Below are 26007 nucleotides of genomic sequence, written 5' to 3' on the forward strand. Positions count from 1 at the left end.
GAGTGGTGCCCACAGTCTACCCGCAGAGAGCGACAAGAAACAACCGGCGAGAAGAACGCCGGGCAGGACGTTCTTCTCGCCGGTCTGGGGCATTGTCGACGACGGCTACCTGCGTTCCGCAGCGAACGATGCCGCGCCGACGATGCCGGCGTCGTTGAGGAGCTTGGCGGGGTAGACGGGCGTATCGACCTCGATGTACGGGAAGTACTTCTCATGCTTCTTGCTCACGCCGCCGCCGATGACGAAGGCCTCGGGGCTGAGGTAGAACTCGAGGAGGCGCAGGTACTTGGTGAGGCGCTTGCCCCACTTCTTCCAGCTGAGGTCCTCGCGCTGGCGGGCGGAGTCGGCCGCCAGCTTCTCGGCGTCCTCTCCGTTCTTGCCCATCGCGATGTGGCCAAGCTCGGAGTTGGGGATGAGCTTGCCGTCCATGACGAGCGCGGTCCCGATGCCGGTGCCCAGTGTGACGGCTATGACGAGGCCCTTGCTGCCGCGCGCGGCGCCGTAGCGCGCCTCGGCGAGGCCGGCGGCGTCGGCGTCGTTGACCACGCGGACGGGACGGTGGCAGGCCTCGGAGAGCTTGGCCGTAATGTCGACGCCGATCCAGGACTTGTCGAGGTTGGCCATGTAGCCGATGGGCCTGCCGGGATGGATCGGGGCGGGGAAGGCCACGCCTACGGGGACGGACGGGTCTACACGGAAGTTGTCGAGCAGCTCGCAGCACACGCGCGCGACGGCATCGGGCGTGGATGCCTCGGGCGTGGGGATGCGCAGGCGCTCCGCCGCGAAGCAGCCCTTCTCAAGGTCGACGGGCGCGCCCTTGATTCCCGACCCGCCGATGTCAATGCCAAATGCGTCCATGATGTCCCCCTTTGCCGAGTTGCCAATATGAAAATGTTAGGCGTATGTAAGAGGGGGGAGGGCCAAGCGCCGGCTATGCGGCCGCATTTGCTCGGGGAGTGTGGCGGGGGCGGAGCGGTGACGACCCCTCCGCCCCCGCCAGGCTGCTACCAGCGGATGACGTAGGGGTCCTTGGTAAACGAGCAGAACGTGGCGATGCCGTTCTCCAGCGCAAAGACCGCGCAGTTGCCGTCGTCGGCAGCGTACATGGGCCGCAGCTCTGGGTACTCGGCGAGCACTGCCTCGCGCGCCTCTAGGCGGTCGTCGAGCACTGCGTCGGCCTCGATGCGCAGCCACGAGCCGTCCTCGCCCATAGCGCAGATCGCCACGCGCGGGTGGGCGAGCATCTGCTCAAAGACCGGCTTCACGCGCCCGGTCTGGACGTAGAGCCTGCCCTCGAACTTGGCGATGGTGCCAAAGGGGCGCACCTGCGGGTTGCCGGCCTCGTCAACGGTTGCCAGATAGTAGGTGGAGCTTGCCTTGAGGTAGGAGAGGACGTCGTCCATGGGTGCTCCCTTCGCTGCGCGGAAACGGTCGTTGGCGCTACTTTACTCCGCTGCGGGGACGGCGAGTCGCCGCTTGCGGCAGATCATCGCGGCAAGCAGGACGAGGGCGAGAAACCGGCGTGACCGCCATGGCGGCCATGGGCTCATGGCCTGCGAGCGCCCCGACGAGAGCGGCGGCCGCAGCGAGGGCGGCGACGGGGCTAGGCGAGAAGCTCGGCGTGCTCCGGGTGCTTCTCGAACCAGCTCACGGCGTAGGAGCACGTGGGGCGCGCGCAGTAGCCGCTCGCGGCGATGCTCGCCACGGCGCGACGCATGAGCTGGCCCGCGAGGCCCTGCCCGCGCAGGCTCTCGTCCACGAAGGTGTGGTTGATCTCCACGATGCCGGGCTCCACCACGGGGAAGGTCACCTCGGCCAGAACGTTCCACTGCTCGTCGAGCACCTGCACGCGGTCGCGCTCCATGATCCAGTTCATGCTTCCTCCTTCAGTTGCGGTCTACGGCCTTATTGTCTCACACGACAACGGGTAGAACCTCCAACGAGAACAGTTGGCGGCAGTGGTCGGAGGCGCAATGGCACGGGCTTGGCACATCGCAAACGGGCATCTCGCGACGGGCGAGAAGGACGGTGGGCACGTCGTCATTCTCCTGCGCCTGGAGGAGGCGCAGGCGCGCGCCCTCTCCCACACGCAGCGCGAGGTGCTCGATCAGCTCGAGCACGCCGCGATGCCGTTTCTTGAGCGCACCTCCACCGGGGCGGCGGGCCTCGTGGTCACGCCCAGCGGGCGGAGGCGCTTCGGCTTCATTCTCAACCCCGATGAGCTGGTGCTCATTGATGATGGGGACGTCTGTGCCATCGCGCTCGGACGTGCTGTGGAAGACCGGGCGCGCGTCGAGGGGCCCGCTGGGGCGTTCTGTGTGCTTCTCCGCGAGCTGCTGCGCGACCACCCCGTGCGCATCTCTCGCATGCATGAGGACTTTGAGCTCATGGAGCAGCGGGTCCTCGAGGGTCGCGAGCGCCCGGATAGGCGCAAGATGATGGCGGACTCGCGCCGCATGCTGGGGCTCGACACGTTCTACCAAGGCATGTCTGATCTCGTTGCGGAGCTTGCCGAGGACGACTCCGGTCTCGTGGCGCCCGCGGACCGCGCGAGACTCCGCTCGCTCGAGCGCCTGTTGGGTAGGCTTGCCACGCGCCTTGAGTCTCTGCAGGACTATAGCCTGCAGGTGCACAGCCTCTACCAGGAGTCCATCGACGTGCGGCAGAACAACGTCATGCAGTGGCTCACCGTGGTGACCACGATCGTGATGCCGCTCACCTTTGTCACCGGGTGGTACGGCATGAACTTCCCGCATATGGCGCTTTTTGACGTGCCATGGGGCTACGCCGCGGCAATCATGGTGTGCGTTGTGATCGTGGTCGTTGAAGTGGCGTTCTTCTGGCATCGCGGCTGGCTGAGCTTTGTCGAGTGGCGTCACGACGACGGCAGCCGCAGCGACCAGCGCGCTGGCCGCATCTCCCGCAGGCGGTGTCGCAAGGGCGGCGAGCAGCGGGGTTGATAGGCGCCCGCGGGAGGGGTATACCATCACGTAACGTGAGGGCGCGTTCGAGGAGGCTGGCATGTCTGGTCTTGACTACGCGGTGCGCGACAAGGTCCTGTGGATGGCGCTTCTCGCCCTGTGCTTGGTGAGTGCGGCCATCTACGTATTCTGGGCGCTCCCGGCGATGCCGGACACGGTGCCCGTGCACTGGGGAGTGGGCGGCGTGGCGGACGGCTGGGACAGCAAGGGCTCCACGGTCTTCATGGGCGTGGTCACGCTCGCGTCGGCGCTCTTCTCGTCCACGTACCCCGCGGTCACGTTGGTGGCGCTTCTGGGCGGCACGGCGCTCGTCGCGCTCTACAGCTTCCTCCTCTGGAAGGGTGCCATCCGCTGACTGTTAATTGGGGACAGTCCCCAATTAACAGTCAGCGAGTTGGTGCCTGTCCCCAGCTCACAGCTCGCGGAGGCGGCCGTCGCGGATCTCCCAGGTGCGCGAGGTGCATGCGGAGAGGAACCGCCGGTCGTGGCTCACCAGCACGAGGGCGCCGGGGTAGGCGGCGAGCGCGCGCTCGAGGGCCTCGGTCGAGTGCAGGTCCAGGTGGTTGGTCGGCTCGTCCATGACGATGAGCGCGGGGTGGCGCAAGATCCCCTCGGCGAGCATGAGCTTGCGAAGCTCCCCCGGACTCGTGCGACCGCCCTCGAGGATGCGGTCCGGGTCCGAGTTGAGCTGCGCCACGCAGGAGAGCACGCGCCCGCGGTCGGCGGGCGTCAGGCTCGCCACGCGTCCCACCATGGCGTCGCGCGCCTCAGCCGGAAGCTCCTGCGGGATGTCCAGCACCTCCACGCCCTGCCCGACGTCCGCCGCCTTGGCGAGAAGAGCGCGCAGATGCGCGAGGAGCGTGGACTTTCCGGCGCCGTTGGGCCCGACGACGCCCACGTGGTCGCGGTTCCCCACCCAGAGCTCGGGAACCCGGAGCGTCCCCTCCGGTCCGCAGGGGATGGTCGTGGCGGGGACGTGCAGCACGGTGCGCCGGCGCGAGGGCTCCGCGTCCACCCAGAGGTCGCCGTCGTAGCGCTTGGCCACGCGCGCTGCGGCCAGGCGCTCCTGCGCGGCGGCCACCCGCGCGTTCATCTGGGATGAGAGGCGTCCGGCCTGCCCGTCCTTGCCGGTGAAGATGGCGAGGTCGATGCGCCCGCGCGCGTCGCGGTCGCGCGGGTCCAGGCCGCGCTTGCTGCGCCGCGCGTCGGCGCGGGCGGCCTCGCGGGCTCGCGCGTCCTTCTCGGCAGTGAGGCGCGCGAGCTCGCGCTTGGCGCTCGCCCGCTCCGCGACGGCCGTCGCGCGTTCGAGCTCCGCCTGACCGTGCGCCGCGCTGTAGCCGCCCGGTCGCACGACGACGCCGGAGGGCTCGAAGGACGCGCAGCGCTCGGCGAGAAGGTCCACGAGGTCGCGGTCGTGGCTCACGAGAATCCCGATGCCGCGGAAGCGCGCGAGGGTGCCCGCAAGCTGCTCGCGCGCGTCGGCGTCGAGGTGGTTGGTGGGCTCGTCGGCAACGAGCACGTCCGGGCGGCCCCAGAGGGCCACGGCCACCTGCAGCTTCTTGCGCTCGCCAAAGGAGAGCTCGTCAAAGCGCCAGGGCATGTCGTCCTCTATCCGGAAGGCCTCGCGGAGCTCCCGGGCAGCTCGTCCGTAGTCGAGCGCAAAGTCCACGAGCCCCTCCGGCGGCTCGTCGGCGTCCTGCGCCACATAGGCGCAGACAAGCCCGCGCGTGACCGAGCCCGCGTCAGGCTCGATGAGTCCGCACGCAATCTTGGCCAGCGTGGTCTTGCCGCAGCCGTTGTCGCCCAGAAGCGCGGTCCAGCCGGTGGGGAAGGTGATGGTGACGTTGTCGAGAACGGCCTCGCGGGCCGCAGGGTAGGCGTAGCGCACGCCGGAGAGCACAAGCTGCATAGACATCTCTTCTCCGTGCAAAAGGGACAGGCACTTTTGCACATCGGGGTTTCTTGGTTGAGGATGTCTAGCGAATGCCCACGCTTCCCGTGCCTCTCTCCGGTCCGATGGCGGCGCCACCCGCGCTGCGAGGCCCATTCCCCGCTCGGCCGATGTCGCCAGTATGCGCCCGGATCGAGAGCCGGTCAAGGCCGACCTGCCATGGTGTCGTAGCGCGTCAGGGCGGCGGGGTACGGACGGGGGTACGGCCCTGCTGTCTGAACAATTCCGGAATTTGGCTGTTCGTTGGGGGTGTCTCGGAGCGTTTTCCCAGCTATTGAATTACTTGCGGACAAAGAATCCCCCCGCTGCGCTCTCTGCACCGCACAATCTCGAGATTGTGCGGAATGGGGGGCGGGCGCGGCAGACGCGGGAAGCCGGACGAGAAGAACGAGGGGGCGAGAAGTGCCTTCCGGTCGGCGCCGCGAGGGCCGCGCGCGCTTGCCGTAAGATGTCGGGGATGGCAGCGTGGGATGGGGGTTGTATGAGGCAGGCGGTCGTGGGACTCCTTGCGCATGTGGACGCGGGCAAGACCACGCTCGCGGAGGCGATGCTTGCGGCATCGGGCGCCATCCGCGTTCCCGGGAGCGTGGACGACGGGAGTACCCACCTCGACACCGACGCGATGGAGCGCGAGCGCGGCATCACGATCTTCTCGGCGACGGCGTCGCTCGAGTGGGACGGTGCGCGCCTCATGCTCGTGGACGCGCCCGGCCACGTTGACTTCTCCGCCGAGGCCGAACGAACCGTCGCCGCGCTCGACGCCGCGATCCTGGTGGTGGGCGCGGGCGACGGCGTCCAGGGTCACACCGAGACGCTCTGGGACCTGCTCGAGCGCAACGCCGTGCCGACCTTCGTGTTCGTGAGCAAGTGCGACCTGGAGAACCCGGGGCGAGGCGCCCTTCTCGCCGAGCTCTCGGCGCGGCTCTCGCCCGGCTGCCTTGATGCCACCGCGCTGCTCGCGGGTGACCCGTCGGTCACGGAGGAGGCTGCCGCGAGCGACGAGGCGGCGCTCGAGGAGTATCTGGCAAGCGGGGAGCTCACAACGGGGACGCTCGCTCGCCTGGTTGCCTCGCGCGCGGTCTTTCCCGTCTTCTTTGGCGCCGCGCCGCGCGGTGCGGGCGTGCCCGAGCTGCTCGACGGGCTCGCGGCGCTGCTGCCGGAGCGCTCCTGGCCCCGGGAGTTCGCTGCGCGCGTGTACCGCGTGTCGCGCTCGGCGCGTGGCGAGCGGCTCGCATGGTTGAAGGTAACGGGCGGCGTCCTGCGCGCGAAGATGCAGCTCTCCGGCAGCGACCGGGGCGTTCCGTGGCAGGAGAAGGTCAACGAGGTCCGCCTCTACCAGGGTGCGAGCTTCGAGACCGTGACCGAGGTGCCTGCGGGGCGCATCTGCGCAGTCACCGGGCTCTCGCACGTCATCCCCGGGAGCCCCCTTGGCGCGGAGCCCGCCGCCGGGCGCCCGCTGCTCGCGCCCGTGCTCTCCTACCAGGTGGTGCCCGAGCCCGGCGCGGACGTCTCCGCCCTGGTGCGGGCGCTGCGCGAGCTCGCGGACGAGGACCCCATGCTCGGTGTGACCTGGCACGAGCGTCTCCAGGAGGTTCACGTCCAGCTCATGGGCGAGGTTCAGCAGGACGTGGTGCGCGAGCTGCTGCGCTCCCGATATGGCTTCGACGTCGGCTTCGGGCCCGGCGGCATCCTCTACAAGGAGACTCTGACGGCGCCCGCAGAGGGCGTGGGCCACTTCGAGCCGCTTCGCCACTACGCTGAGGCGCGCCTCTTGATCGATCCGCTGCCCCGCGGCGCGGGCGTGGAGTTTGGCACGCGCTGCTCCACGGACGACCTCGACCTCAACTGGCAGCGCCTCATCCTCACCAATGCGATGGAGCGTGACCACCTGGGCGTTCTTATCGGCGCCCCGCTTACCGACGTGCGCGTGACCCTGCTTGCCGGCAGGGCTCATCCCAAGCACACCGAGGGCGGGGACTTTCGCCAGGCAACCTACCGCGCCGTCCGCCAGGCGCTCATGGGCGCGCGCGAGCGCGGGGAGTGCCTGCTGCTGGAGCCGTGGTACCGCTTTCGCCTGACGGTGCCGGCCGACCGCGTGGGCCGCGCGCTCACCGACCTTACGCGCATGGCGGCGGAGTTTGGGGCTCCGGAGCCCTCGGGCGACCTGGCGAGAATAACCGGCGAGGTCCCGGCGTCCGAGGTGGGGGAGTACGCGCTCGAGGTCGCGCGCTACACCGGGGGCCGTGGGCGGATTTCGCTCGAGCTCGCCGGGTATCGGCCGTGTCATAACGCAGACGAGGTCATCGCCACCGCATCATATGACCCTGAGGCGGACCTTCCCAACACGCCCGACTCGGTGTTCTGCAGCCACGGCGCCGGTCGCACGGTCAAGTGGCCTGAGGTGCCCGCGCACGCCCACACCGTCGCGGACCCGGCGCGCCTGCGCCCGTATCGGGCCGCCGACGCCGCGTTCTTCTCACGCTGACGAGAAAGGGGCACGATGGAAGACAAGCCGCGGTTCAGGGCCGCCGTCCGTGCGGACGTGCCGCTGATCTTCACGTTCATCCGCGAGCTCGCGGACTACGAGGGCATGCTCGACGAGGTCGTTGCTGACGAGGCGACGCTCGAGGAGTGGCTCTTCGACAGGCGCGCCGCAGAGGTGGTCTTTGCGCTGGAGGAGGGGCGCGAGGTGGGCTTTGCGCTCTTCTTCCACAACTTCTCGACCTTTCTTGGCCGCTCGGGCGTCTACCTGGAGGACCTCTACGTGCGCCCCGAGCACCGCGGCAAGGGCTACGGCAAGGCCCTGCTCAAGCGGCTCGCGCGCATCGCCCTCGAGCGCGGGTGCGGGCGGCTGGAATGGTGGTGCCTGAACTGGAACCGCCCGAGCATCGACTTCTACCTCTCGATGGGCGCCGAGCCCATGAGCGACTGGACGGTCTACCGCGTCGCGGGCGAGGCACTCGCGGAGCTTGCGCGCTGAGACCGGCGGCCGAGGCGCCCCCTGTCACGCCGCGGGCTGACGGGGCGGAGCCCGCCCCCGCCGCGATCCCTAGATGAGGTCGTACGGCATCTCGCGTGCGAAGAGATAGAAGAGGGCGAACGCAGGCCAGAGAATCGGGAGGAAGAAGTACGCCGCCCCGAGGGCGACGACGCGCGCCGCGTAGAACGCCGCGCGCCGCATGCCGGAGCGCTCCTGCGTCTCGGAGCTCATGCGCACGAAGGACCCTCCCGGCGTCGACCCGGCGTGCCGCCACGGCGCCACCAGCTCGACCCAGAGGAACGACGCGTACAGCACGAGGTCCATGGCGTGGGAGCGCACGCCATCGGGGGCGCCGAGCAGCGACAGGGCGAGGCCGATCGCGCCGCCGACCACGAGCGAGAGAAGCGTCACGAGGAGCGTGTCCAGCCAGAACGCGACGCAGCGGCGGATGAAGCCGGGCTCATGCGTGACCTCGCCCTCCTCGGCGAGCGCGCCCGGCGGCAGGACCCGGGCGAGCGCCGCCGCGCAGAGCCAACCGAGCGCTGCGCCGGAGGTGTTATAGATGAGGTCGTCGACGTCGGCCGTGCGGTAGGCGTACGGGTAGATCCCGAAGAGCCCCGTGCCCTGCGCGACCTCGATGCAGAGGGAGGCGAGAAGTCCCACGACGACGGACCGCCAGAACCCCCAGCGCAGCAGGCGTCCCGCGATGAAGCCGAGCGGCATGAAGAGCACCACGTTGAAGGCGATCTGCGGAATCGTGCTGATGCCCTCACGGCGGAAGTCGCCCACAAACGCCAGCGGGTCGAGCTGCCACGCCACGCCGTAGGTGATGCCGAGGCCGCGCTCGCCGCTCGGCAGCGGCCAGAGCGTGAAGCAGCCGAGGCCGAGCACGTAGAGCACCGCGAGATAGGTGGAGACCACCGTGCCGGCGCGCAGCCGCCCGTCGCGGTGGTACACCCAGGCGAGGATCGGCAGCGTCAGCAGGAGCGACGCCAGCGGCCACAGCGTGAGCGCCAGCAGGAAGTTCTCCGTGTAGCCGGAGAGAAAGCGTCTGATGAGGTTCATGTCTTCCGTTCTTCTCGTCTCGTCGGTCGTGCCCGGCCCATTGTGAGGGAAGGGCTCGTGTCGCGCCATCGATGCAACTAACGGTTTCGCAAGGTGCGGCGCGCAGGACGGCGGCGCGGACCTGACAGATTGCCCTGTCACCTTTGTCAGGTCAGCGGGCGTCCCCGCTCCCTTGCCCGGCTCCCGAGCGATGGCTATCATGTCTTGGAAACGTTTCCAAGCCGGACACGCCGAAGGGGGCGGAGCCGTCCATGTCCATCGTGCTTCTCATTGTCATCTACATCGCCTTCGTGGGTCTGGGCATCCCCGACTCGCTCTTCGGCGCGGCATGGCCGGCCATGCACCCCGACCTCGGCGTCCCGGTCTCGTGGGGCAGCGCGGTCACGATGGTCACCTGCTGCGGGACCATCGTCTCCAGCCTCTCCTCCGCGGCGCTCATCGGCCGCTTCGGCACCGGGCGCGTCACGGCGGCCTCCACGGCGCTCACCGCCGCGGCGCTCGCCGGCTTTGCCGTTGCACCGGGCTTTCCGTGGCTCTGCCTGCTGGCGATCCCCCTCGGCCTCGGCGCGGGCGCCATCGATACGGCGCTCAACAACTACGTTGCCCTGCACTACAAGGCAACGCACATGAACTTCCTCCACTGCGCCTACGGCGTGGGCATTACGGTGAGCCCGTTTCTCATGTCGCTCGCGCTCTCGGGCGGCACGTGGCGCGACGGCTACCTCGAGGCGGCGGCCGTCCAGGCTGCGATCATGGCGGCCACGATCGCGATCCTGCCGCTCTGGTCCCGCGTCGGCCATGAGGAGCCGGCGGGCGAGAAGGGCGACGACCCCGCGCCCCGCGCCGCGAGCCCGCTCGCGCTCGTCCGACGCCGCGACATTCGCCTGGCCTGCCTCGTCTTCATGGCGTCCGTCGCCATCGAGGGCGTCTGCAACACCTGGTGCGCGAGCTATCTCGTGAGCGCGCGCGGCATGGCGGCCGGCGCCGCCGCCGGCATGGTGACGGTCTACTACGTGGGCGTGACGGCGGGGCGCTTCCTCTCCGGCGTGCTGGCCAACCGGCTTACCAGCAAGCAGCTCGTGGGGCTGGGGCAGGCGGTCACCTTCGTGGCCGTGCTCGTGCTTCTCGCCCCGCTGCCGCTGGCCGCCGCGCCGGTGGGCCTCTTCCTCGTGGGCTTTGGCAACAGCCCGCTCTACCCCAACATGCTCCACCTCACGCCCCGCCTCTTTGGGCGCGATCTCTCGCAGGCGGCGATCGGCGTGCAGATGGCGGCCTCCTACGTGGGCTCCCTCACGCTGCCGCCGCTCTTTGGCCTTCTCGCGGAGCACGTGGGCTTCTGGCTCTTCCCGGTGGCGCTGCTCGTGCTGTCCGTGGTCGTTCTCGCCGCGTTCCTCGGCCTCATGGCGCTCAAGGGGTGGAGGCCGCGCCGGCCGGGCGACGGGCGCGCGTAGCTGCGGGCGCCTCGCCGGGGCCTCGCTCTGCGCCGCTGATATGTAGATCAACCTGTCAAGAGGCAAGACCGTCCCGGCCCGCGGAGGTGCGGGTTGGGACGGTTTCGCTATGCTCCGATCCGGGGCGGCGGCGCGGCGGAGAGCCGGAAGGCTTCAGCGATCTCCAGTCTGACATCCGCGCGTCGTGGCGCATTCCGATCTGTCCGGCGCGGGGCACCCGCTTTCTAGGATCGCGCGTCGCCAGGGGCTGCGCATAGCGGCATCGCGGTTCTCCCCATCGCCCGCCCGGCGCCTGCGCCCCGGGGGTCGGCGGTTTGTCAGCCCTCGCAGTTGGCGAGGGCCCAGACGAAGCCGGCGAGCTCGCGCGCGACGGCGACGTTGGCCTTCGCGGGGCGCACGCCCCTCCTCCTCAGCCGCTCCGCCTTCGAGTGGAGCCTCCGGTTGGCCTCCGCCGCGACGCGAGCGGCCTCCGGGCCTATCCCCCGGCGCGCGGCGACCTCGGTCGGCAGCAGGGGGCTCCATCTGCGCGCGTGGTGCCAGGCGGCCTCGACGAGCAGCGTCCGGACGTGGGCGTTGCCCGTCCGCGTGATCGGCCCCCGCGCGACCGAGCCGCCCGACGAGCCCTCCGAGGGCACGAGGCCGAGGTAGGACATGAACGAGGGGGCCGTCGGGAAGCGCGAGAAGTCGCCGATCTCGGCGGCCACGGAGAAGGCGGTGACGGTGGAGATGCCGCGCACGGCCGAGAGCCGGGAGACGACGGGGCGCCACTCGTCGGTCGCGGCGAGCGCGGCGATGGCGGCGTCGAGCCGGTCGCGCCGCTGCTCGCAGGCGACGACCTGCTGCAGGTACTCCGAGAGCACGAGCCCCTCGGTCGAAAGCGGCAGCTCGATGGAGCGCAGCCAGTCGCGGTGGGCTGCGGTCCAGGCGCTCTTCCCCGGGTAGACGAGCCCCTTCCTCAGCAGCATCTTGGAGAGCCTGTGGCGTGCCGCCATGAGGTCGTCCCGGGCGTCGGCGCGGGCTCGGGCGAGGTCGCGGGCGGCCTCCTGCCCGGGCGTCGGGCACCACACCTCGACGACGTTGCCGACCGCGAGCATGCGCGCCAGGAACACGGCGTCGCGCCTGTCAGTCTTCACGCGGTCCCCGGCCGGCCGGAGCATCTTGCTCACCGCGCCCACCACGCACGGCAGACCGAGGGCGTCGAGGGAGCGCTTGAGGTCGAAGCCGGTGGGGCCGGACTCGTAGACGGCCCGCGCGGGCTGCGGCAGGGCCGCCGCCCACGCGGCGACGGCGGCCGCGTCGTAGCCGAACGAGCTCTCCTCGACCTCCCCGGTCTCCGGGACGAAGGCCGCCGCGGCGATCGAGCGGGCGTGTACGTCGAGGCCGACGCTGGTACGATAGATCATGGCTGGGACCTCCTATGACTTGTGGCGGGCCTGTCTCACGACTCGAGCCTAACCCACGTCGCCGCTGGCGCGGCCCTTGGTTCATAGAGAGAGGTCCCAGTCGCTCTCTACATATCTTCTAGGCCAAGACGGTCGGCGGGCTCTTCTCGAAGCCGCTTGACCGGACTCGCCCTGGTCCAAAGAATCAAGACAATGCGCGAGCTTGCCGCATCAGTCGCGCTATGCTTCTCGTGAAGGCGGACGGCGAGAAGGACGGTGGGACATGGCCGACATGCGATGCGCTGGGCCGGGCGTCCCGTGCGAGGTGAGCTGACGTGCGCATCTACAAGGGCAATCCCGAGCTTGTCTTTCGCGGGAAGGTGACGCCGTGGTACGGCGCGCTTTCTGGTCTCGTGGCCGCGGCGGCGGCGATTCTGGCGCTGCAGCCCGGGATGCCGGCCGGCGTGCCGGCGGCGCTGCTCGTCGCTGGCGCCGTCGTGCTGTGGCCGGCAGTGGTTCGCAACCGTGTGGAGCTCTATGCCGACAGACTTGAGATCGTCTTTGGCTGGGCGCGCACGATCATCCCGTACGAGCACGTGACGGGCGTGCGCCCCTACACGGGCTCGTCTGAGCAGTTCACCGGCAACAAGTGCACGGCGGCGCTCGACGGCGTCTTCATCAAGGCGCCGCGGGACGGCGACGCCGCGGTCTCGGTGATCGGCAACGACAACCTGATGGGCGAGCTGCGCCGGCGGGCGGGGCTCGGCGAGCAGCCATGAGGTGCACGTCAGTCTATCGCTCCCCGCTGGGGGAGATGCTGCTTGCGAGCGACGGCTCCGCGCTCACCGGGCTCTGGTTCGAGGGGCAGCGCCGCTTCGCCGCGGGCTTGGCGCCAGACGCTCGCGCCCGCGACGGCCTGGCCGTCTTCGATGAGGCGCGCTCATGGCTGGACGCCTACTTCACGGGCGGCCGCCCCGATGCCGTGCCACCGCTCGCGCTCGTGGGCACATCGTTCCAGCGCGCCGTCTGGGACGAGCTGCGCCTCGTGGGGAGCGGCCAGACCGTCACCTACGGGGAGCTGGCGGCTCGCGTGGGCCGGCTTCTGGGCCGCGCCACCTCGCCGCGGGCGGTGGGCTCGGCGGTGGGGCGCAACCCGGTCTCTGTGATCGTGGGCTGCCATCGCGTGCTCGGCGCTCACGGCGCGCTCACCGGCTACGCGGGCGGCCTCTGGCGCAAGCGGGCCCTTCTCGCCCTGGAGCGCGAGGGCCTGGTCGTCGCCGAGGCCCCCGAGCGCCCCGCGGCCCTGGTGCGCGCGCTCGCCGACGTCTGGGAGCGCTCGGTCCGCGCGACGCACGACTTCCTTCTGCCCGGCGAGGTGGGACGGATGCGGCCCATGGTGCCCGACGCAATCGGTCACGCGCCGCTTCTTCTCGTCGCGCGCCGGGCGGACGCGCCGATCGGGTTTCTGGGCATGGACGGGGACTTCGTGGAGATGCTCTTCGTGGACCCCGCGGAGCGTGGGAGCGGCGTGGGGCGGCTGCTCATGGAGCGGGCGGTGGAGCTGCTCGGAGCGCGCGAGGTCTCGGTGAACGAGCAGAACCCGCAGGCGGTGGGGTTCTACGAGCACCTGGGCTTCTCGGCGTATCGCCGCACGTCCACGGACGATGGCGGCCGCCCCTACCCGCTGCTCTACATGAGGCTTGCCCCAGCGGCCCGCGGGAGGTGAGCGCTCGCGGCTCGCCTGGGCCGGGCGGCCGTCGAGAGAGGGGGCATCGTGGAAGAGGGACGGATGGAGACCAAGAGGCTGGTGCTCCGCCGCGTGCGCCCGGAGGACGACGCGCCGGCGCTTCTTGCCATGCTCTCCGACGAGCGGGTGACGCGCTTCCTGCCCCTGTTCTCGCTGCGAGACGAGGGCGAGGCGCGTGAGTTTGCCGACCGTCGCCTGGCCGACCCGCTGAGCCGCGTGGTCTGCCGCCGAGAAGAGCCCGACGAGGTGATCGGCTACGTCACGCTCGCGGAGGACGACGCGCACGACCTGGGATACGCCCTGCGCCGCGACTGCTGGGGGCGTGGGTACGCGCGCGAGGCGGCGTATGCCGCGATAGGGTGCGCCCGGGCGGCGGGCCTCGCCTTCCTCACCGCGACGCACGACGAGCTCAACCCCGCGAGCGGGGCCGTCATGCGCGCGTGCGGGCTCACGTATCGCTACTCGTACCGGGAGCTCTGGCAGCCCAAGAACTACGAGGTCACGTTCAGGATGCATCAGGTGGACCTCGTGCCGGGCGCGCCCGGGTACCGTGGCTACTGGGAGCGCCACCCGCGGCACTGGGTGGGCTGATCCGCGCGCGGGACCGCGCCGTCGCGTCCAGCCGTCGCGCTACCATGGGAGCATGACGAGAGAGGAGGCCCCATGACCGCGCCCGCGCGACCCGACCTCACCCGCGGCGAGCTTCTCGCCGTCACGCTCGACCGCCAGCACCTCCTGCGCCGCGACGCGTCATGCGTGCAGGTGGCATCCGACCTGCTGGGCCTCCAGGCGCAGTTCTCGACCGGCCCGCGCGACGCCCTGCGCGCCCGAGCCAGCGACTTCTCGCCGCAGGGCTGGGACCGCGGCCTGGTCAAGATCTGGTCGCACCGCGGCACCATCCACGTGGTGCCCGCCCGCGAGCTGTGGCTGCACCTCTCCGCGCGCGACAACCGCGGCCCGCTCGCCGACCTCTGGGACGGCTGGGGGATCCCGGTCGGGGAGGCCGAGCGCTGGGCGGACCTCATCCGCGCCGAGGTCTCGTCCGGCCCGCGCGGACGCGAGGAGCTCAAGGAGGCGTGCCGCGCGGCGGGCATGTCTGATTGGCTGCTGGAGCGCGTGTTCAACGGCTGGGGCGGACTGCTCAAGGAGATGTGCGACCGCGGGATGCTCGTCTATGAGGCGGGAACGGCCAAGCGCTTCGCCGCCGTTCCGGAGGCTCCCGAGTGGCCCCCGCGCGACGAGGCGCGCGCCGAGCTCGTGCGCCGCTACTTCGAGCGCTACGGCCCCGCAACCATGCAGGACTGCGCGGCCTTCCTGGGCTACCGCGCCTCGGAGGTGGCGTCGCTCGTCCGTCGCTCGGCGCTGCCGCTGCGCGAGCTCACCTGCCGGGGCGCCACGCTCTCCTACCTCGGCGAGCTGCCCTCCCCGACGGAGGCGCGCGTGCCCGGATGCGTGCTGCTCGCCCCCTTCGACCAGCTCGTGCTCGGGTACCGCGACCGCTCGCGCCTCATCGACGCATCCGACCTGCCGCGCGTCACCAACCGGGCGGGCATCGTCTTCGCGGCGGTCCTCTACCGCGGTCGCGCCCGCGCCCGCTGGAGGAGGGAGGGGAGGCGCGTGACGGTCACGGAGTTCCGCCCGCTCTCGGACACGGCGCGCGCCGCAATCGCGGGTCGCGTGAGGAGGTTCTTCTCGCCGGAGCGTATGGAGGTTAGCTTTAGGGGCGAGAAGGACGTGCCGGCCCCGCGCCCCTTTGACACGGACGGCCTCCCGAGCGAGCTGCGTGCGCGCGGGGGAGCGGAGGGGTAGCGGCTCAGCCCCGCAGGTGCTCGAGCACCGGCTGCAGGTACTCGCGCCGCGTGCCGTCAAAGCCCTCGCGCATGGCGTCGAGCGCGAAGGCGACGCGCGGGTCGGTCCTGGCCGCCTTGGCCTGCATGCGGAAGAACGCCCGCATGGCCAGCCTGTCGAGCGCGCACAGGCGGTCGAAGTCAAAGCCGCCCTGGCAGTAGAAGCGCGCGAGGTCGGGGTAGCGGTCCTGCGGGAACGCCTGGTCGAAGGCGGCGTTAGTCTCGCTCTTTGGCCACTCGTCGCTCGGCATGGGGTAGGCCCCCACGCCCACGACCACGTAGCGGCGCTCGGGGCGCCCGTCCATGAGGTCGCGCAGCCAGCGCGCGCCCTTGAGCCCTCCCGCGTGGAACCAGCTGAGAAAGACGAGCGTCCCCGCGCTGTCCACGGAGGACGAGGCGCGCTCGTCGAACGGGACGGCCCTGGTCCCGAGGGACTCCGCGAGCCAGCGCGCGTACCTCTCGGTGAACCCGGTCTGCGAGCAGTAGACGACGGCGGTGCTCATGCTCACTCCTTCGCTCGGTGCTGGGCGAGAAACGCCTTGAGGTGCCGCTCCACGAGGCCGCGCGCCTGCGGCCAGGGCATGCCCTCGCAGAGCGCGAGGAACACAGGCCCGTGGAACTGGCGGGCCGCGAGGTCGACGTCGCAGGGGGAGAAGAGGCCTGCGTCGACGAGGCGCGAGAAGATCGCGCGCTGCAGCTCGAGCGGCCGCTCCATGAAAACGGTGCGGTAGAGCTCGTCGCAGCGGGGGTCCGCGTGGCGCGCCCCCTCGAGCACGTGGCGCAGGCACGTGATGCCGGCGTCCGCGAAGAGGGGCTCGTAGCTGGCGAGAACCACCTCGGCGAGCGCGGGCCCGTCCGCGAGGTAGGCGCTCGCGTCGTCGGTGGGGTGGGCGAGGGCGCGGCGGGAGCGCAGTGCCTGCGTCAGACGGTCGAGCTGGTGGGCCACCGCCGCGTCGAAGATGGCCTGCTTGCCGGGGAAGTGGCTGTAGAGCGAGGCCTCGCGCAGGCCTACCGCGGCCGAGACGTCGCGCATCGTTGCCGCGGCATAGCCCTTCTCGGCAAACACCTCGAGGGCGCGCTCGCAGATGAGGCGCTTGGTATCGCGCGTTGGCCCGGACGGTCGTCCCATGCTGCCTCCCGTGGTCGTCAAAACCTAGTATACGATAGGTTTACGAGAAGGCAAGGCAACGTGACGGCAGTGACTCCGTCGAGACATCTATTGACCAATGTTCAATAGAGTGCTAGACTCCGAAACGAGGGGGTGGCGCGCATGACAAGAACCGTGAAGGAGCCCGAGGAGCGCAGGCGCGAGCTCTTAGCCTGTGCGATGCGACTCTTCGCCGAGCAGGGCTACGACAACGTGTCCGTGCGCGCGGTGGCGCGGGCTGCGGGAGTGGCGCCCGGCCTCGCGTACCACTACTTCGACTCCAAGCAGGCGCTCTTCTCCGCCGCGATCGAGGACTACGCGCGCCGCTGCGCGGAGCGCGTGTGCGAGGCCCTTGACGAGCGGGGACCCTCGCTCGACGAGAAGCTCGGGCGTGCGCTCGAGGCGGGCGCCGCGCACGGCGGCTTCCCCTACGCCGCCTTCTTCCACGCTGAGGGCGCCGGCGCGCTGCACGACCGGCTCTCGCTCGCCATGTGCGAGGCGGTGCGGCCGCACCTGCGCGCCGCGCTCGAGCTCGACGCGGCGGAGCGGGGGGCGTCTGCCGCGGACGCGGATCAGCTCGCGGCCATCATGACCTATGGGTGCGTGGGGCTCGCGAGCGGTCCGGGCATGCCGGACGAGACCGCGCTCGCCGCAGCGCGTCGCTACCTGCGGGCGCTTCTCGCTGAGTTTCGCGCGACGGGCGCCGCCAGCACCGGCCCAAGATAGGAAAACCGCCCCGGCCTGGTCCGGGGCTCTTTTCGAGACGCTGTATTGAACATTGCTCAACAAGAGGAGACGGAAATGGACGAGAAGAAAGCCGAGCTTCTGCGCGGCCGCTCGCGCGCCGCGTTCGACGCGCAGGCCGCGACCTACGACGAGGGCATGGAAGGCGACCATGCCCGACGTCTCTACCAGCACGTTGTTGGTGAGGTGACGTGCGCCGTGGCGGGCATGCCGGCCCCGCGCGTGCTCGACCTCGGCTGCGGAACGGGCGCCCTGGCAGCGCGCCTGCTCGACGCGATCCCGGGCTGCTCCCTCACGGGGGTGGACCTCTCGCAGCGCATGGTCGAGGTGGCCCGCGCGCGGCTGGCGGGACGAGCCGAGGTCCTTCTCGGCGACGCGGAGCGCCTGCCCTTCCACGACGCCGCGTTTGACGTGGTGGTCTGCAACGACTCGTTCCACCACTACCCGGACCCGGAGAGGGCCGCGTTCCAGGCGTGGCGGGTGCTCGCGGCGGGAGGCGCTCTCGTGATGGGTGACGTCTGGCAGCCCGCGCCGGCCCGCGCGCTCATGAACGCGTGGATGCCGCGCTCGCGCGAGGGCGACGTCCGCATCTACTCCGAGGCAGAGCTGCGCGACGTCCTGGGCACGTGGTTCAGCCGGGTGAGCTGGCGCCGCGTGGGCGTCACCGCCTGCGTGGCGGTGGCACGCAAGGACGCGTGACGCGCGGGCCTAGCATCTCGGCGACGTACTCCGCCTCGGTAGGGGTGCGCTTGCGAACGGCAAAGGGGAAGCAGCTCTCCTTGGCAAGGCGCTTCGTGAAGACGGTGAGCGCCGAGGCGGGCGTGAGCCCGAGCTCCTCCGCGGGTGCGTCGAAGGCGCGCTTGAGGTTGGCATCAACGTGATTGCCAAGAGATGCGGCTGATGCTGTCATAATGCTTGCGATCAAATGACTTGTAAGTTGCGGGATACGGGGTGCACCGCATGCGTCCTCTGCGCAAAGCGTCTGGAGGTCGATTCTTTCGAACGCGCTGCCGGTGAGCCCCGAAGCTGCGACGTGCCCAACGGCTGGGCTGCCGCGGCGATTCCGGCTTGGTCGCGCGTCATAGTGAGCGCGCACACAGGAGCGAGATGGCTCTCATTAAGCGAGCGCGGAAAAATAACCCGCCCTCGGCGGCGGTCGCTCAAATCTCAACTGGGCAAACGTCGCCTTCACAAATCCAAAGGCGGATTAATGTCTGCACTCCATGCCAAGCCCCTCCGTCACGCCAGGCCTCACAATGTCTTCAGGAAGCGCAGCGAGGGCATGGACGAGGCATCAGGGGACGGCGTTCGCCACAAGGAGGCTGCGCTGACCCCAGAAGAAAGGAATGAGGGCATGGGCAAATACGAGGCGCTTAAGCGCAACGCAATCGAGGAGAACGAGCGCATGTACGGCCGCGAGGCACGAGCGCGCTACGGGGACGATGCGGTGGACGCTGCAAACGAGCGGCTGGCCTCGCTCTCCCGCGACGAGTGGGATGAGAGGGATCGGCTCGAGCAGGCCATCAAGGATCAGCTGCGCGCTGCCATGGCGACGGGTGACCCGGCGGGTGACGCTGCCCGTGAGCTTGCGCAGATGCACGAGAGCTGGATTCGCCTGCACTGGGGAGAGGGGCATTACTCGCGCGAGGCGCATTGCGGTCTCGCGCAGATGTATCTTGCGGACGAGCGCTTCCGCGTCTACTACGACACGGCGGCGGGCGAGGGCGCGACGGAGTTCCTGGTCGCCGCGCTCGAGTCCTACCTGGCGTAGCCGGCGGGAGGGGCCTCATGGGCGAGAAGACTACACGTCTCGCGCTTAGGCTCGCGCCGCTCTCCTCGCGCGACGCGGCCGCGGCGGCGGAGCTCTTCCGCGAGACGGTGCACGCGGTCAACGCGCGCGACTACACGTCCGAGCAGCTGGACGCGTGGGCTCCGGGCGGGGCGGTCCCAGCGCATCGCTTGGTCGAGCTCCTGCTCAGGCAGGGCGCGCTCGGCGCCTGGGACGGCAGCGCCCTCGTGGGCCTTGGCAGCCTCGAGGGCGCGGACCTTCTCGACATGCTCTACGTGCACAAGGACTACCAGGGCCGGGGCGTGGCGCGCCTGCTCGCGGGGGCGCTCGAGCGCGAGGCGCGGGACCGCGGCGCACATGCGGTCCGAACCTTCGCGTCCATCACGGCGCGTCCGTTTTTCGAGCGCCGGAGCTACGTCGTGCTGCGCGAGAACGCCGTCGTGCGCGCGGGCATGCAACTTACGAACTTCCTCATGGTGAAGGACCTGCACCTCGAGCGATAGCCCGACCCGATGCTTCTCTCGCTACTCGTTCAGCTTGCCCGCCACGAGGATCGGCACGAAGAAGGCCGCGCAGCCGAGAAGCCCGACCGTGGCGTTGGGCAGGACGTCCCCGAGCGCAAGCTCGATCGCGGGGATCAGCACCGCCGCCGCGGCGGCCGACCAGCGGGCCGCGTGGCAGATGACGGGCCAGTTGCCGTTGTGGACGCGCATGAGGCAGCCGAGGTTCATGCGGAAGGGGCCCTGCGTCACGAAGGAGATGCGGTTCTCGTCGTAGTATCCGGGCAGGGTCTCGTGGCAGAAGAACGAGAACCACGCCAGCGCCACGAGCATGAGGAGGCCTCCGGCGACGGCCGGGTCGGCGAGGCCCGAGAGGAGCTGGTCAAGATTGCGCGAGAAGACCACGCGCGCGGTGAGCAGGCCCCAGACGGCGACCGTCGCCGCAAAGGCGGCGCACCGCAGCGCCCGCTGCCGCCCGGTGAGCGCCGCGCGCGAGAGGTCGAGCGAGGCGGCGATGAGGCGGTCGGCCTCGGCGCGCCCCAGGCGCTCCTCGTGCGGGGCCTCCTCGCAGGCCATGAGCTCGGAGATGGAGAGGCCGAGGGCCCCGGCGAGCGGCACGAGCAGCGGAACGCTCGGCAGGCTGAGGCCGCGCTCCCACTTGCTCACGGTCTTGTCGCTCACGTAGAGGCGCTCGGCGAGCTGTCGCTGCGTGAGGCCGCGCTCGGCGCGGACGCGGGCGACAAACGCGCCGAGGGTGGCGGCGTCGAGCTGCGGGGCCTTTGGCTCGCGCGGTTCCGGGCTGTCTGTCATGTGGTCTCCTTCCAGGGTCGGAACATGGCCACGATGCTGGCCCGAGGCTCGCGACGCGTCAATCGACCGTTGGGCGAGTTGGCGTCTACCTGCGAAAACGCATGCGGCAGCTACGAGCGCAGGATCTTCTCCATGGCGCGCCCGCGGGCGAGCTCGTCGACGAGCTTGTCAAGGTAGCGGGCGTTCTGCTCCACGGGGTTGGCGATGGCGGCAACGTCCACGCCGCAGACCTTGCCGGTGATGAGCGCCCTGTTGGGGTTGAGCGCCGGCGCCTCCGAGAAGAACGTCTCGTAGTCCACGCCCGCGGCAATCTGGCGCTCCAGGCCGTCGGCGTCGTAGCCGGTGAGCCAGCAGGTCACCTCGTCGACCTCCTCGCGCGTGCGGCCCTTGCGCTCGGCCTTCTGGACGAGCAGCGGGTAGACCTTGGCGAGCGACATCTTCGCAATGGGCGTGCGCGGCATGGGGGACTCCTTCGCGTGGCGTGGGAGTGGGCGTGGGACCAGTGTAGCGTGCGGGCGTTGCCGCGGGGGCGGGCGGGGCCTGGAGGAGGCGCATAATTGGCTGCGCGCGGGACTGTGCATCGTCGACAGAGAGAGGTACCCCCATGCCCCAGCACGTCACCGTCGTTGACTACGACCCGTCCTGGCCGCAGCGCTTTTGGGAGGAGCGCGACCGGCTTTGCGGCGCGCTTGGCGAGGCGGCGCTCGCGATCTGGCACATCGGGAGCACGTCGGTGCCGGGCCTTGCCGCCAAGCCGGTCGTGGACGTGCTCGTGGCGGCGCGCAGCCTCGAGGAGGTCGACGCCGTGGAGCCGCGCATGCGCGAGCTGGGCTACGAGTGCCTCGGCGAGTTCGGCATCCCGGGGCGGCGCTACTTTCGCAAGGGCGGCGACGAGCGCACGCACCAGGTCCACGTCTTTGACGCGGGCGACCGAGAGAATATCGCCCGTCACCTTGCGCTCTGCGACTACCTGCGCTCCCACGAGGACGCGCGTGACGAGTACGCTGCCCTCAAGCGCTCCCTCGCGCGACGCTTTCCGTACGACATCGAGGGATACTGCGACGGCAAGGACCGCTTCGTGCGCGCGCTGGAGGCTCGGGCGCTCGCGTGTTACGACGACTCCTGGGACCGCCTCTACCTTGCTGCCCGGCGCGTGCAGCGCCCCCGCGAGATCTCCCCGCTCGTGGAGGCGGGCTCCGTCGCGGCGGCGCTGCTCACGGAGGCCGGCAACGTCTACGTGGGCGTCTGCATCGACACGGCGTGCTCGCTCGGGATGTGCGCGGAGCGCTCGGCGATCGCGGCCATGGTCACGGCGGGGGAGTCGCGGATACGAAGAATCGTCGCCGTCATGCCGGGCGGAGGTGCCGGGACGCCATGCGGGGCGTGCCGAGAGCTCATGATGCAGCTCGACCCCGCGGCTCGGGAGGTCGAGGTGCTTCTCGACTACGAGTCCCGGCGCGTGGCCCGGCTCGGCGAGCTGGTGCCGGGGTGGTGGGCGGACGCGCGCATGGCGCCGGAGGCCTAGCGCCCCCGCCGCGCGACGCCCGCGACGAGCTCCGCCACCTCTCGTGGCGTGCGCCCGGTGGTGTCCACGAGCTCGGAGCCGAGCTCCCGGTAGAGCGGCAGGTAGGCGAGGGCGCGCTCCACGGCGCCCGCGTCGCGCAGCCCGGCGGTCACGTCCCTCTCGACGCGTGCGCGCAGCGCCCCCTCGCCCGCCACGAGCGACGTCCAGCGCACCCGCGCACCGCACTCGGCGAGCGGAAGGCGCCCGAGGATCGTCTCGACGATCGCGCGCTCGTGCATCACCCAGCACAGGATCACGTTCTCGTAGGCGCTGCAGCGCAGGAAGTTGCCGAGCGCGTGACAGATGTTGTCGAGCACCACCGCCTTGGTCTCGGGCGTCACCTGAAAGGGGTCCGCCTGCCAGCACCAGTCCCCGTCGAGAAGGACCGAGCGCGGCAGCATGCGGTTGAGCTCGCGGCAGGCCGTCGACTTGCCGACGCCCATCGGCCCGCCGACGAGGTAGAGGGTCTTGCGCGCGGCGATGAGGTGGCTCATCTTCCGCCCGCCCTACGCGTCGCGCCAGCGCTCGAGGGTGGGCAGCACCGCGCCCAGAAGCGACGCGCTCTCGTCCACGGTCCAGCCCATCGCCTCGGCCATGCGCGGCGCGCAGTCCTCGATCATCTCGTCCATCGTGGTCTCGTAGGTGTAGGCGCCGCCGTCGTAGCACCAGCGGCAGAAGTCGGGGTTCTCGGCGCCGTCCGCGTCGTGGCCGAGCTGGTCGGGGCCGGTGAACATCATGCCGCAGCTCTGGCAGTAGCGCTCGGGCATCTCCAGCAGCTCGGTCACGGGGACGCCCAGCTCGCGCGCGATGAGCTTGGTCATGTCGACCCCGGGCGTGGTCTCACCGCGCTCCCAGCGACTCACCGCCTGGCGGGTGATGTAGAGCCTGCGCGCCAGCTCCTCCTGGGTGAGCCCGCGCTCGCGGCGCAGGCGGGGCAGCACGTCCTTGATGGCCATGGGGCCTCCCTTCGGCTTGGTTGCTGGCACCAGTATCGCCGCACGAAGGCCCCGGTCCAAGCAACGCTCTGTTGCGCGGCGCTCGGATTTGCCTAGCCCGATTTGCCTAGTCCGACTCCTCGCACGGAACGGGGCGCCGAAGCGTGCGAAAGGATCGGGCCAAGGCGCCCCGGGCCAAGCGCCCGCGCCAGCCCTACTCGAGCCCCGCGTCTCCCTCGGCTCCCGCGTGGAAGCGCACCCGGTACGAGAGCTTGATGGCGAGCAGCGCCAGCGAGAGAAACACCAGCGTCGCGGCCACGGCCGCCATCGCCTCGAAGCTCACGAGCGCACCGGCGAAGATCGCCACCACGGCGAGCGCGGGGATGGCCCGCACGAACGTCCGCGCCACCTCGCGCTCCATGTGGGCCGTGAGCTCGTCGTTCTCGCGCGCGTAGTAGCGGCGGAGCTCCCGCTCGTCTGCGAGCGCGCGCCTGAGCGCCGCGACTTGGCGGACGCTGACGACGCCCGCGACGCAGAAGAGGCCCATGAGGGCGCCGCTCAGAAAGCTGGACGAGAGCGTGCTGCCGCGCAGGGCGGGCAGGCTCTCGGTCACCGCGAGGACGCTCAGGGCGACGATCGAGGCGCAGATGACGGCCGCCGAGGCGCTCTCGCGGGCCAAGCGGCGCCGCGCGTCGGCGCGCAGCGCGTCGAGGGAGCGTCCGGGCGCGGGGTCCTTCTCGCCGGGGAAGAGGTCGAGGCCGCGGCGCAGGGTGTCAAGCTTGCTCATGCTGATCACAACTCCTCGTCTATCTCGGAAAAGTCGAAGACCTCCTCGATGGTGAGCCCAAAGTACCGGGCTATCTTGTGGGCGAGCGGCAGCGATGCCGTGTACCTGCCCACCTCGATGGAGGTGATGGTCTGACGCGTGGTGCCCACGGCGTCGGCAAGCTCGGCCTGGGAGAGCCTCCGCTCCCGACGCAGCTCTCTGATCCTCGTTCGCACGGCATCGCCTCCCGGGGTCGTGGATGTGAAGATGACAAGCGCGCTTTGCAAATCAAGCATAGTATGCTTTGCACAAAATGACAAGTATGCTTTGCATACGCCGGCGAACGGTGACAAAAGCGACGCGGGCGAGAAGGACCTGCAACCCGGGGAGCTGCGCTACCATGGGGGACGACGCCCGGAAGGGGGAGGTCCCATGGAGTACCGGATTCAGGAGATGCCGGCGTTCAGGTTCGCCGGCGTGGCGGCGCGGGTGCCCATGCAGTTCGAGGGCGAGAACCCGGCGATCGCGCGGCTGGCGGGGAGCATCACGGAGGAGCAGCGCGCCGAGATGCATCGCCTCATGGACCTTGACCCGCGCGAGGTGGTGAACGTCTCGTGGGACTCCGACACTGACTTCCAGCGCGAGGAGGGCGAGCTCACGCACCTGATCGGCGTGCTCACCACGCGTCCCGCGGCCGAGGTCGGCGCGGGGCTCGCGACGCTCGAGGCGGCGGCTGGCACGTGGGCAGTCTTCCCGAGCGACGGCCCCTTCCCCGAGGCCATGCAGCAGGCGACGGCGGACATCTACGGCACGTGGCTCGCGACGGCACCTTACGAGCTCGACGGCTTCAGGATGTTCTCGTTCAGCCGCATCCGCGACGACGGCACGGCATACAGCGAGGTCTGGGTGCCCGTCAGACCCCGCTCCGGTCAGTAGGCGAGGGGCGTAGAGCCCGTGGGCTAAACTACGGCTATCAGTGTCGGGAGGTGTCTATGGTCTCCTATCAGATGGACCTGAACGACGAGCGGCGAGCCGTGGCGATCGAAGTTGCGCTGGCGAGCCCCGGCAACGTGCGCCGGCGTCGCATCGGCGGGCCCGTCCTCGTCGTCCTGGGGGCGCTGCTCGTCGCGATCGGGGCGCTGCTGCTCGGCTCGGGGTCGGACGTCCTCGGCGTCGCCTACCTCGTCCTCGGGGCCGCGGCGATCGTGCTCGGCGCGCGGGCGCGGGCGTTTCAGCGCTTCGTGCTCAGGCGCGCGGAGACGCTCGTCGACGAGGCCTTCCGCTCGGGGGAGGTTCGCTACTCCTTCGACGAGGACGGCGTGACCGTCGACTCGCAGGTCGGTCACGGCGTGAGCTACTGGCCCTCCTTCACGGAGTGGGGGACCATGGGGGACTACCTCTACCTCAGACGCGGGGACAACAAGCTGGTGCTCGTGGACGGCGGCGAGCTCGCCCCGGAGGAGCTCGAGGAGGTCAGGACGCTCGTTGAGCGCCACGTCGGGAGTCGCCGGGACGCCTGAGGGCAACCCTTTGCGCGCTCGCCGGCAACGGTCCTTGCAGGGGGGTCGCGGGACTATAATCCTTCCACCATATTCGGCCATGGGCGCGCCCTGGAGCGAGGCGCTGTGGTTGGGGGGGGGGTTGTCATGGAGGGCTTCATCGGCATCGCCGTCGCGGGGATCACGGCCCTTCTCGGTGCGTACATGATCGTGACGGGGGACTGTCGCCTTCTGCATGGCTACCACTACGCCACCACCCCCGAGTCGGAGCGGCCCCGCCTTGCGCGAGAGACGGGGGCCTGGATGGTGGTCCTGGCCGTGGCCATCGCGCTCATGATTCCGAGCGCCCTGCCGGACTGGGCAACGGTCGTTGGTGTGGTTCTGCTCGTGGTGGGGATTGCGGGGACGCTGGTGACCATCGCCCGACACAACGGCGGTCTTGTCACCTCGGCCTCTGGGTCGGGCCTGGTCGGCCTGGGACCGCGCGCCTCGATGGCGGTCTGCGTTGCGGTGGGCGCGCTGCTCTCGCTCATGGGCGTCATACCGGGCGCGCATATGATCGTGACCGGGGACGTGAGCCTGCTGCACGGCTACCACTACGCCAACGTGGCGCTGGCGGATGTTCCGGCGCTCGCGACCGGCGAGGGCCTGGCCATGGTGGGCCTTGGGGCGTCGGCTCTGATCTTCATGATCGGGATAGGTGGGCGGAGTGCGCTCCGACCTGCCTCGCGCTGGGCCAAGGTGCTCATGGTCGCGGGCGGCGCGCTCTTTGCCGCGAGCATCGTGGCCATGCTGCTGCTCATCGTCCACTTCAACGGCTCGCTCATGGGAGCATAGCGCGACGTGACC

Annotated in this window: 32 protein-coding genes; 17 read left to right on the forward strand and 15 right to left on the reverse strand. The window is 70.3% G+C overall.

The annotated features are described in order from the left end of the window. Positions 1-105 precede the first annotated feature (105 nt). The 3 genes from ppgK to BQ7391_RS05385 all read right to left on the reverse strand — a co-directional run bounded on the left by ppgK (position 106) and on the right by BQ7391_RS05385 (position 1876). The gene (ppgK, locus tag BQ7391_RS05375; protein ID WP_075279656.1) at positions 106-858 is read right to left on the reverse strand and encodes a polyphosphate--glucose phosphotransferase; all 753 of its coding nucleotides are present in this window, start codon (positions 856-858) and stop codon (positions 106-108) included. A 146-nt stretch (positions 859-1004) separates the two neighbouring features. Next, positions 1005-1403 carry a pyridoxamine 5'-phosphate oxidase family protein gene (locus tag BQ7391_RS05380; protein WP_075279657.1) on the reverse strand — a complete coding sequence of 133 codons (399 nt, stop codon included), beginning with the start codon at positions 1401-1403 and terminating at the stop codon, positions 1005-1007. 200 nt (positions 1404-1603) lie between these two features. Then, positions 1604-1876, reverse strand: a complete 273-nt coding sequence (locus BQ7391_RS05385; protein ID WP_075279658.1) for a GNAT family N-acetyltransferase — start codon at positions 1874-1876, stop codon at positions 1604-1606. A 97-nt stretch (positions 1877-1973) separates the two neighbouring features. Between BQ7391_RS05385 and BQ7391_RS05390 the strand changes: the two genes are divergently transcribed. Both BQ7391_RS05390 and BQ7391_RS05395 read left to right on the forward strand, forming a co-directional pair. Continuing rightward, positions 1974-2960, forward strand: coding sequence for a CorA family divalent cation transporter (locus BQ7391_RS05390; protein WP_075279659.1), 987 nt, complete (start codon positions 1974-1976; stop codon positions 2958-2960). Positions 2961-3021: 61 nt separating this feature from the next. Beyond that, entirely contained in the window at positions 3022-3336 is a 315-nt protein-coding gene (locus BQ7391_RS05395) for a DUF1648 domain-containing protein (RefSeq protein WP_075279660.1), read from the forward strand. A 57-nt stretch (positions 3337-3393) separates the two neighbouring features. Here BQ7391_RS05395 and BQ7391_RS05400 read toward each other — a convergent pair whose 3' ends face one another. Further along, entirely contained in the window at positions 3394-4896 is a 1503-nt protein-coding gene (locus tag BQ7391_RS05400) for an ATP-binding cassette domain-containing protein (protein WP_328586765.1), read from the reverse strand. 517 nt (positions 4897-5413) lie between these two features. On the opposite strand from BQ7391_RS05400, the gene BQ7391_RS05405 reads away from it, so the two are divergent. Together BQ7391_RS05405 and BQ7391_RS05410 are read left to right on the forward strand one after the other, a co-directional pair. After that, positions 5414-7417, forward strand: coding sequence for an elongation factor G (locus BQ7391_RS05405; RefSeq protein ID WP_075279662.1), 2004 nt, complete (start codon positions 5414-5416; stop codon positions 7415-7417). Between the two features lie 15 nt (positions 7418-7432). Further along, entirely contained in the window at positions 7433-7912 is a 480-nt protein-coding gene (locus tag BQ7391_RS05410) for a GNAT family N-acetyltransferase (RefSeq protein ID WP_075279663.1), read from the forward strand. Positions 7913-7981: 69 nt separating this feature from the next. On the opposite strand, the gene BQ7391_RS05415 is transcribed toward BQ7391_RS05410, so the two are convergent. After that, complete coding sequence (locus BQ7391_RS05415) at positions 7982-8977, reverse strand: VanZ family protein (protein ID WP_075279664.1); 996 nt, start codon at positions 8975-8977, stop codon at positions 7982-7984. A 251-nt stretch (positions 8978-9228) separates the two neighbouring features. Between BQ7391_RS05415 and BQ7391_RS05420 the strand changes: the two genes are divergently transcribed. Next, positions 9229-10428: an MFS transporter gene (locus BQ7391_RS05420; RefSeq protein WP_075279665.1), complete on the forward strand. Its 1200-nt coding sequence runs from the start codon at positions 9229-9231 to the stop codon at positions 10426-10428. 317 nt (positions 10429-10745) lie between these two features. On the opposite strand, the gene BQ7391_RS05425 is transcribed toward BQ7391_RS05420, so the two are convergent. Further along, on the reverse strand, positions 10746-11831 hold the full coding sequence (locus tag BQ7391_RS05425) for an IS110 family RNA-guided transposase (protein ID WP_075278793.1): 1086 nt from the start codon (positions 11829-11831) through the stop codon (positions 10746-10748). Between the two features lie 314 nt (positions 11832-12145). Between BQ7391_RS05425 and BQ7391_RS05430 the strand changes: the two genes are divergently transcribed. From BQ7391_RS05430 to BQ7391_RS05445, 4 genes are all read left to right on the forward strand, one after another. After that, entirely contained in the window at positions 12146-12589 is a 444-nt protein-coding gene (locus tag BQ7391_RS05430) for a hypothetical protein (protein WP_075279666.1), read from the forward strand. Further along, complete coding sequence (locus BQ7391_RS05435) at positions 12586-13536, forward strand: GNAT family N-acetyltransferase (protein WP_083662120.1); 951 nt, start codon at positions 12586-12588, stop codon at positions 13534-13536. The genes BQ7391_RS05430 and BQ7391_RS05435 overlap by 4 nt, the downstream gene beginning before the upstream one ends. Positions 13537-13584: 48 nt before the next feature. Beyond that, complete coding sequence (locus BQ7391_RS05440; protein WP_200799586.1) at positions 13585-14148, forward strand: GNAT family N-acetyltransferase; 564 nt, start codon at positions 13585-13587, stop codon at positions 14146-14148. Between the two features lie 72 nt (positions 14149-14220). Then, on the forward strand, positions 14221-15366 hold the full coding sequence (locus tag BQ7391_RS05445; RefSeq protein ID WP_075279669.1) for a winged helix DNA-binding domain-containing protein: 1146 nt from the start codon (positions 14221-14223) through the stop codon (positions 15364-15366). A 4-nt stretch (positions 15367-15370) separates the two neighbouring features. On the opposite strand, the gene BQ7391_RS05450 is transcribed toward BQ7391_RS05445, so the two are convergent. After that, positions 15371-15907, reverse strand: a complete 537-nt coding sequence (locus BQ7391_RS05450; RefSeq protein WP_075279670.1) for a hypothetical protein — start codon at positions 15905-15907, stop codon at positions 15371-15373. A gap of 2 nt (positions 15908-15909) precedes the next feature. Continuing rightward, the gene (locus tag BQ7391_RS05455) at positions 15910-16533 is read right to left on the reverse strand and encodes a TetR/AcrR family transcriptional regulator (protein WP_075279671.1); all 624 of its coding nucleotides are present in this window, start codon (positions 16531-16533) and stop codon (positions 15910-15912) included. Between the two features lie 141 nt (positions 16534-16674). Between BQ7391_RS05455 and BQ7391_RS05460 the strand changes: the two genes are divergently transcribed. After that, positions 16675-17277, forward strand: coding sequence for a TetR/AcrR family transcriptional regulator (locus BQ7391_RS05460; RefSeq protein WP_075279672.1), 603 nt, complete (start codon positions 16675-16677; stop codon positions 17275-17277). Positions 17278-17352: 75 nt separating this feature from the next. Continuing rightward, a complete protein-coding gene (locus tag BQ7391_RS05465) occupies positions 17353-17994 on the forward strand; it encodes a class I SAM-dependent methyltransferase (RefSeq protein ID WP_075279673.1) in 642 nt (213 codons plus the stop codon). On the opposite strand, the gene BQ7391_RS12740 is transcribed toward BQ7391_RS05465, so the two are convergent. Continuing rightward, entirely contained in the window at positions 17957-18205 is a 249-nt protein-coding gene (locus tag BQ7391_RS12740; RefSeq protein WP_075279674.1) for a type II toxin-antitoxin system RelB/DinJ family antitoxin, read from the reverse strand. The genes BQ7391_RS05465 and BQ7391_RS12740 overlap by 38 nt on opposite strands. A gap of 444 nt (positions 18206-18649) precedes the next feature. On the opposite strand from BQ7391_RS12740, the gene BQ7391_RS05475 reads away from it, so the two are divergent. Continuing rightward, positions 18650-19066 (forward strand): TipAS antibiotic-recognition domain-containing protein, encoded by a 417-nt coding sequence (locus BQ7391_RS05475; RefSeq protein WP_075279675.1) that lies wholly within the window; start codon positions 18650-18652, stop codon positions 19064-19066. A gap of 17 nt (positions 19067-19083) precedes the next feature. Next, the gene (locus BQ7391_RS05480) at positions 19084-19587 is read left to right on the forward strand and encodes a GNAT family N-acetyltransferase (RefSeq protein ID WP_075279676.1); all 504 of its coding nucleotides are present in this window, start codon (positions 19084-19086) and stop codon (positions 19585-19587) included. A gap of 21 nt (positions 19588-19608) precedes the next feature. Here BQ7391_RS05480 and BQ7391_RS05485 read toward each other — a convergent pair whose 3' ends face one another. After that, positions 19609-20394: a helix-turn-helix domain-containing protein gene (locus BQ7391_RS05485; protein ID WP_075279677.1), complete on the reverse strand. Its 786-nt coding sequence runs from the start codon at positions 20392-20394 to the stop codon at positions 19609-19611. Positions 20395-20504: 110 nt separating this feature from the next. After that, entirely contained in the window at positions 20505-20855 is a 351-nt protein-coding gene (locus BQ7391_RS05490) for a DUF2200 domain-containing protein (RefSeq protein WP_075279678.1), read from the reverse strand. 143 nt (positions 20856-20998) lie between these two features. Between BQ7391_RS05490 and BQ7391_RS05495 the strand changes: the two genes are divergently transcribed. Beyond that, complete coding sequence (locus tag BQ7391_RS05495; protein ID WP_075279679.1) at positions 20999-21919, forward strand: GrpB family protein; 921 nt, start codon at positions 20999-21001, stop codon at positions 21917-21919. Here the strand turns inward: BQ7391_RS05495 and BQ7391_RS05500 are convergent. The 4 genes from BQ7391_RS05500 to BQ7391_RS05515 all read right to left on the reverse strand — a co-directional run bounded on the left by BQ7391_RS05500 (position 21916) and on the right by BQ7391_RS05515 (position 23895). Further along, positions 21916-22452, reverse strand: coding sequence for an AAA family ATPase (locus BQ7391_RS05500; protein ID WP_075279680.1), 537 nt, complete (start codon positions 22450-22452; stop codon positions 21916-21918). The genes BQ7391_RS05495 and BQ7391_RS05500 overlap by 4 nt on opposite strands. A 12-nt stretch (positions 22453-22464) precedes the next feature. Then, on the reverse strand, positions 22465-22914 hold the full coding sequence (locus BQ7391_RS05505) for a zinc ribbon domain-containing protein (RefSeq protein ID WP_075279681.1): 450 nt from the start codon (positions 22912-22914) through the stop codon (positions 22465-22467). Positions 22915-23107: 193 nt separating this feature from the next. Continuing rightward, positions 23108-23680 (reverse strand): hypothetical protein, encoded by a 573-nt coding sequence (locus tag BQ7391_RS05510; protein ID WP_129583918.1) that lies wholly within the window; start codon positions 23678-23680, stop codon positions 23108-23110. Positions 23681-23685: 5 nt separating this feature from the next. After that, positions 23686-23895: a helix-turn-helix transcriptional regulator gene (locus BQ7391_RS05515; protein WP_075279683.1), complete on the reverse strand. Its 210-nt coding sequence runs from the start codon at positions 23893-23895 to the stop codon at positions 23686-23688. A gap of 196 nt (positions 23896-24091) precedes the next feature. Here BQ7391_RS05515 and BQ7391_RS05520 point away from each other — a divergent pair, with 196 nt between their 5' ends. The 3 genes from BQ7391_RS05520 (at position 24092) to BQ7391_RS05530 (ending at position 25995) form a co-directional block, all read left to right on the forward strand. Then, positions 24092-24595, forward strand: coding sequence for a GyrI-like domain-containing protein (locus BQ7391_RS05520; RefSeq protein WP_075279684.1), 504 nt, complete (start codon positions 24092-24094; stop codon positions 24593-24595). A gap of 56 nt (positions 24596-24651) precedes the next feature. Further along, positions 24652-25179, forward strand: coding sequence for a YcxB family protein (locus BQ7391_RS05525; RefSeq protein ID WP_075279685.1), 528 nt, complete (start codon positions 24652-24654; stop codon positions 25177-25179). Between the two features lie 126 nt (positions 25180-25305). Then, positions 25306-25995 carry a hypothetical protein gene (locus BQ7391_RS05530; RefSeq protein WP_075279686.1) on the forward strand — a complete coding sequence of 230 codons (690 nt, stop codon included), beginning with the start codon at positions 25306-25308 and terminating at the stop codon, positions 25993-25995. The last annotated feature ends 12 nt before the right edge of the window (positions 25996-26007 follow it).

The sequence above is a fragment of the Thermophilibacter provencensis genome, from assembly GCF_900128445.1.
Classification (GTDB): Bacteria; Actinomycetota; Coriobacteriia; order Coriobacteriales; family Atopobiaceae; genus Thermophilibacter; species Thermophilibacter provencensis.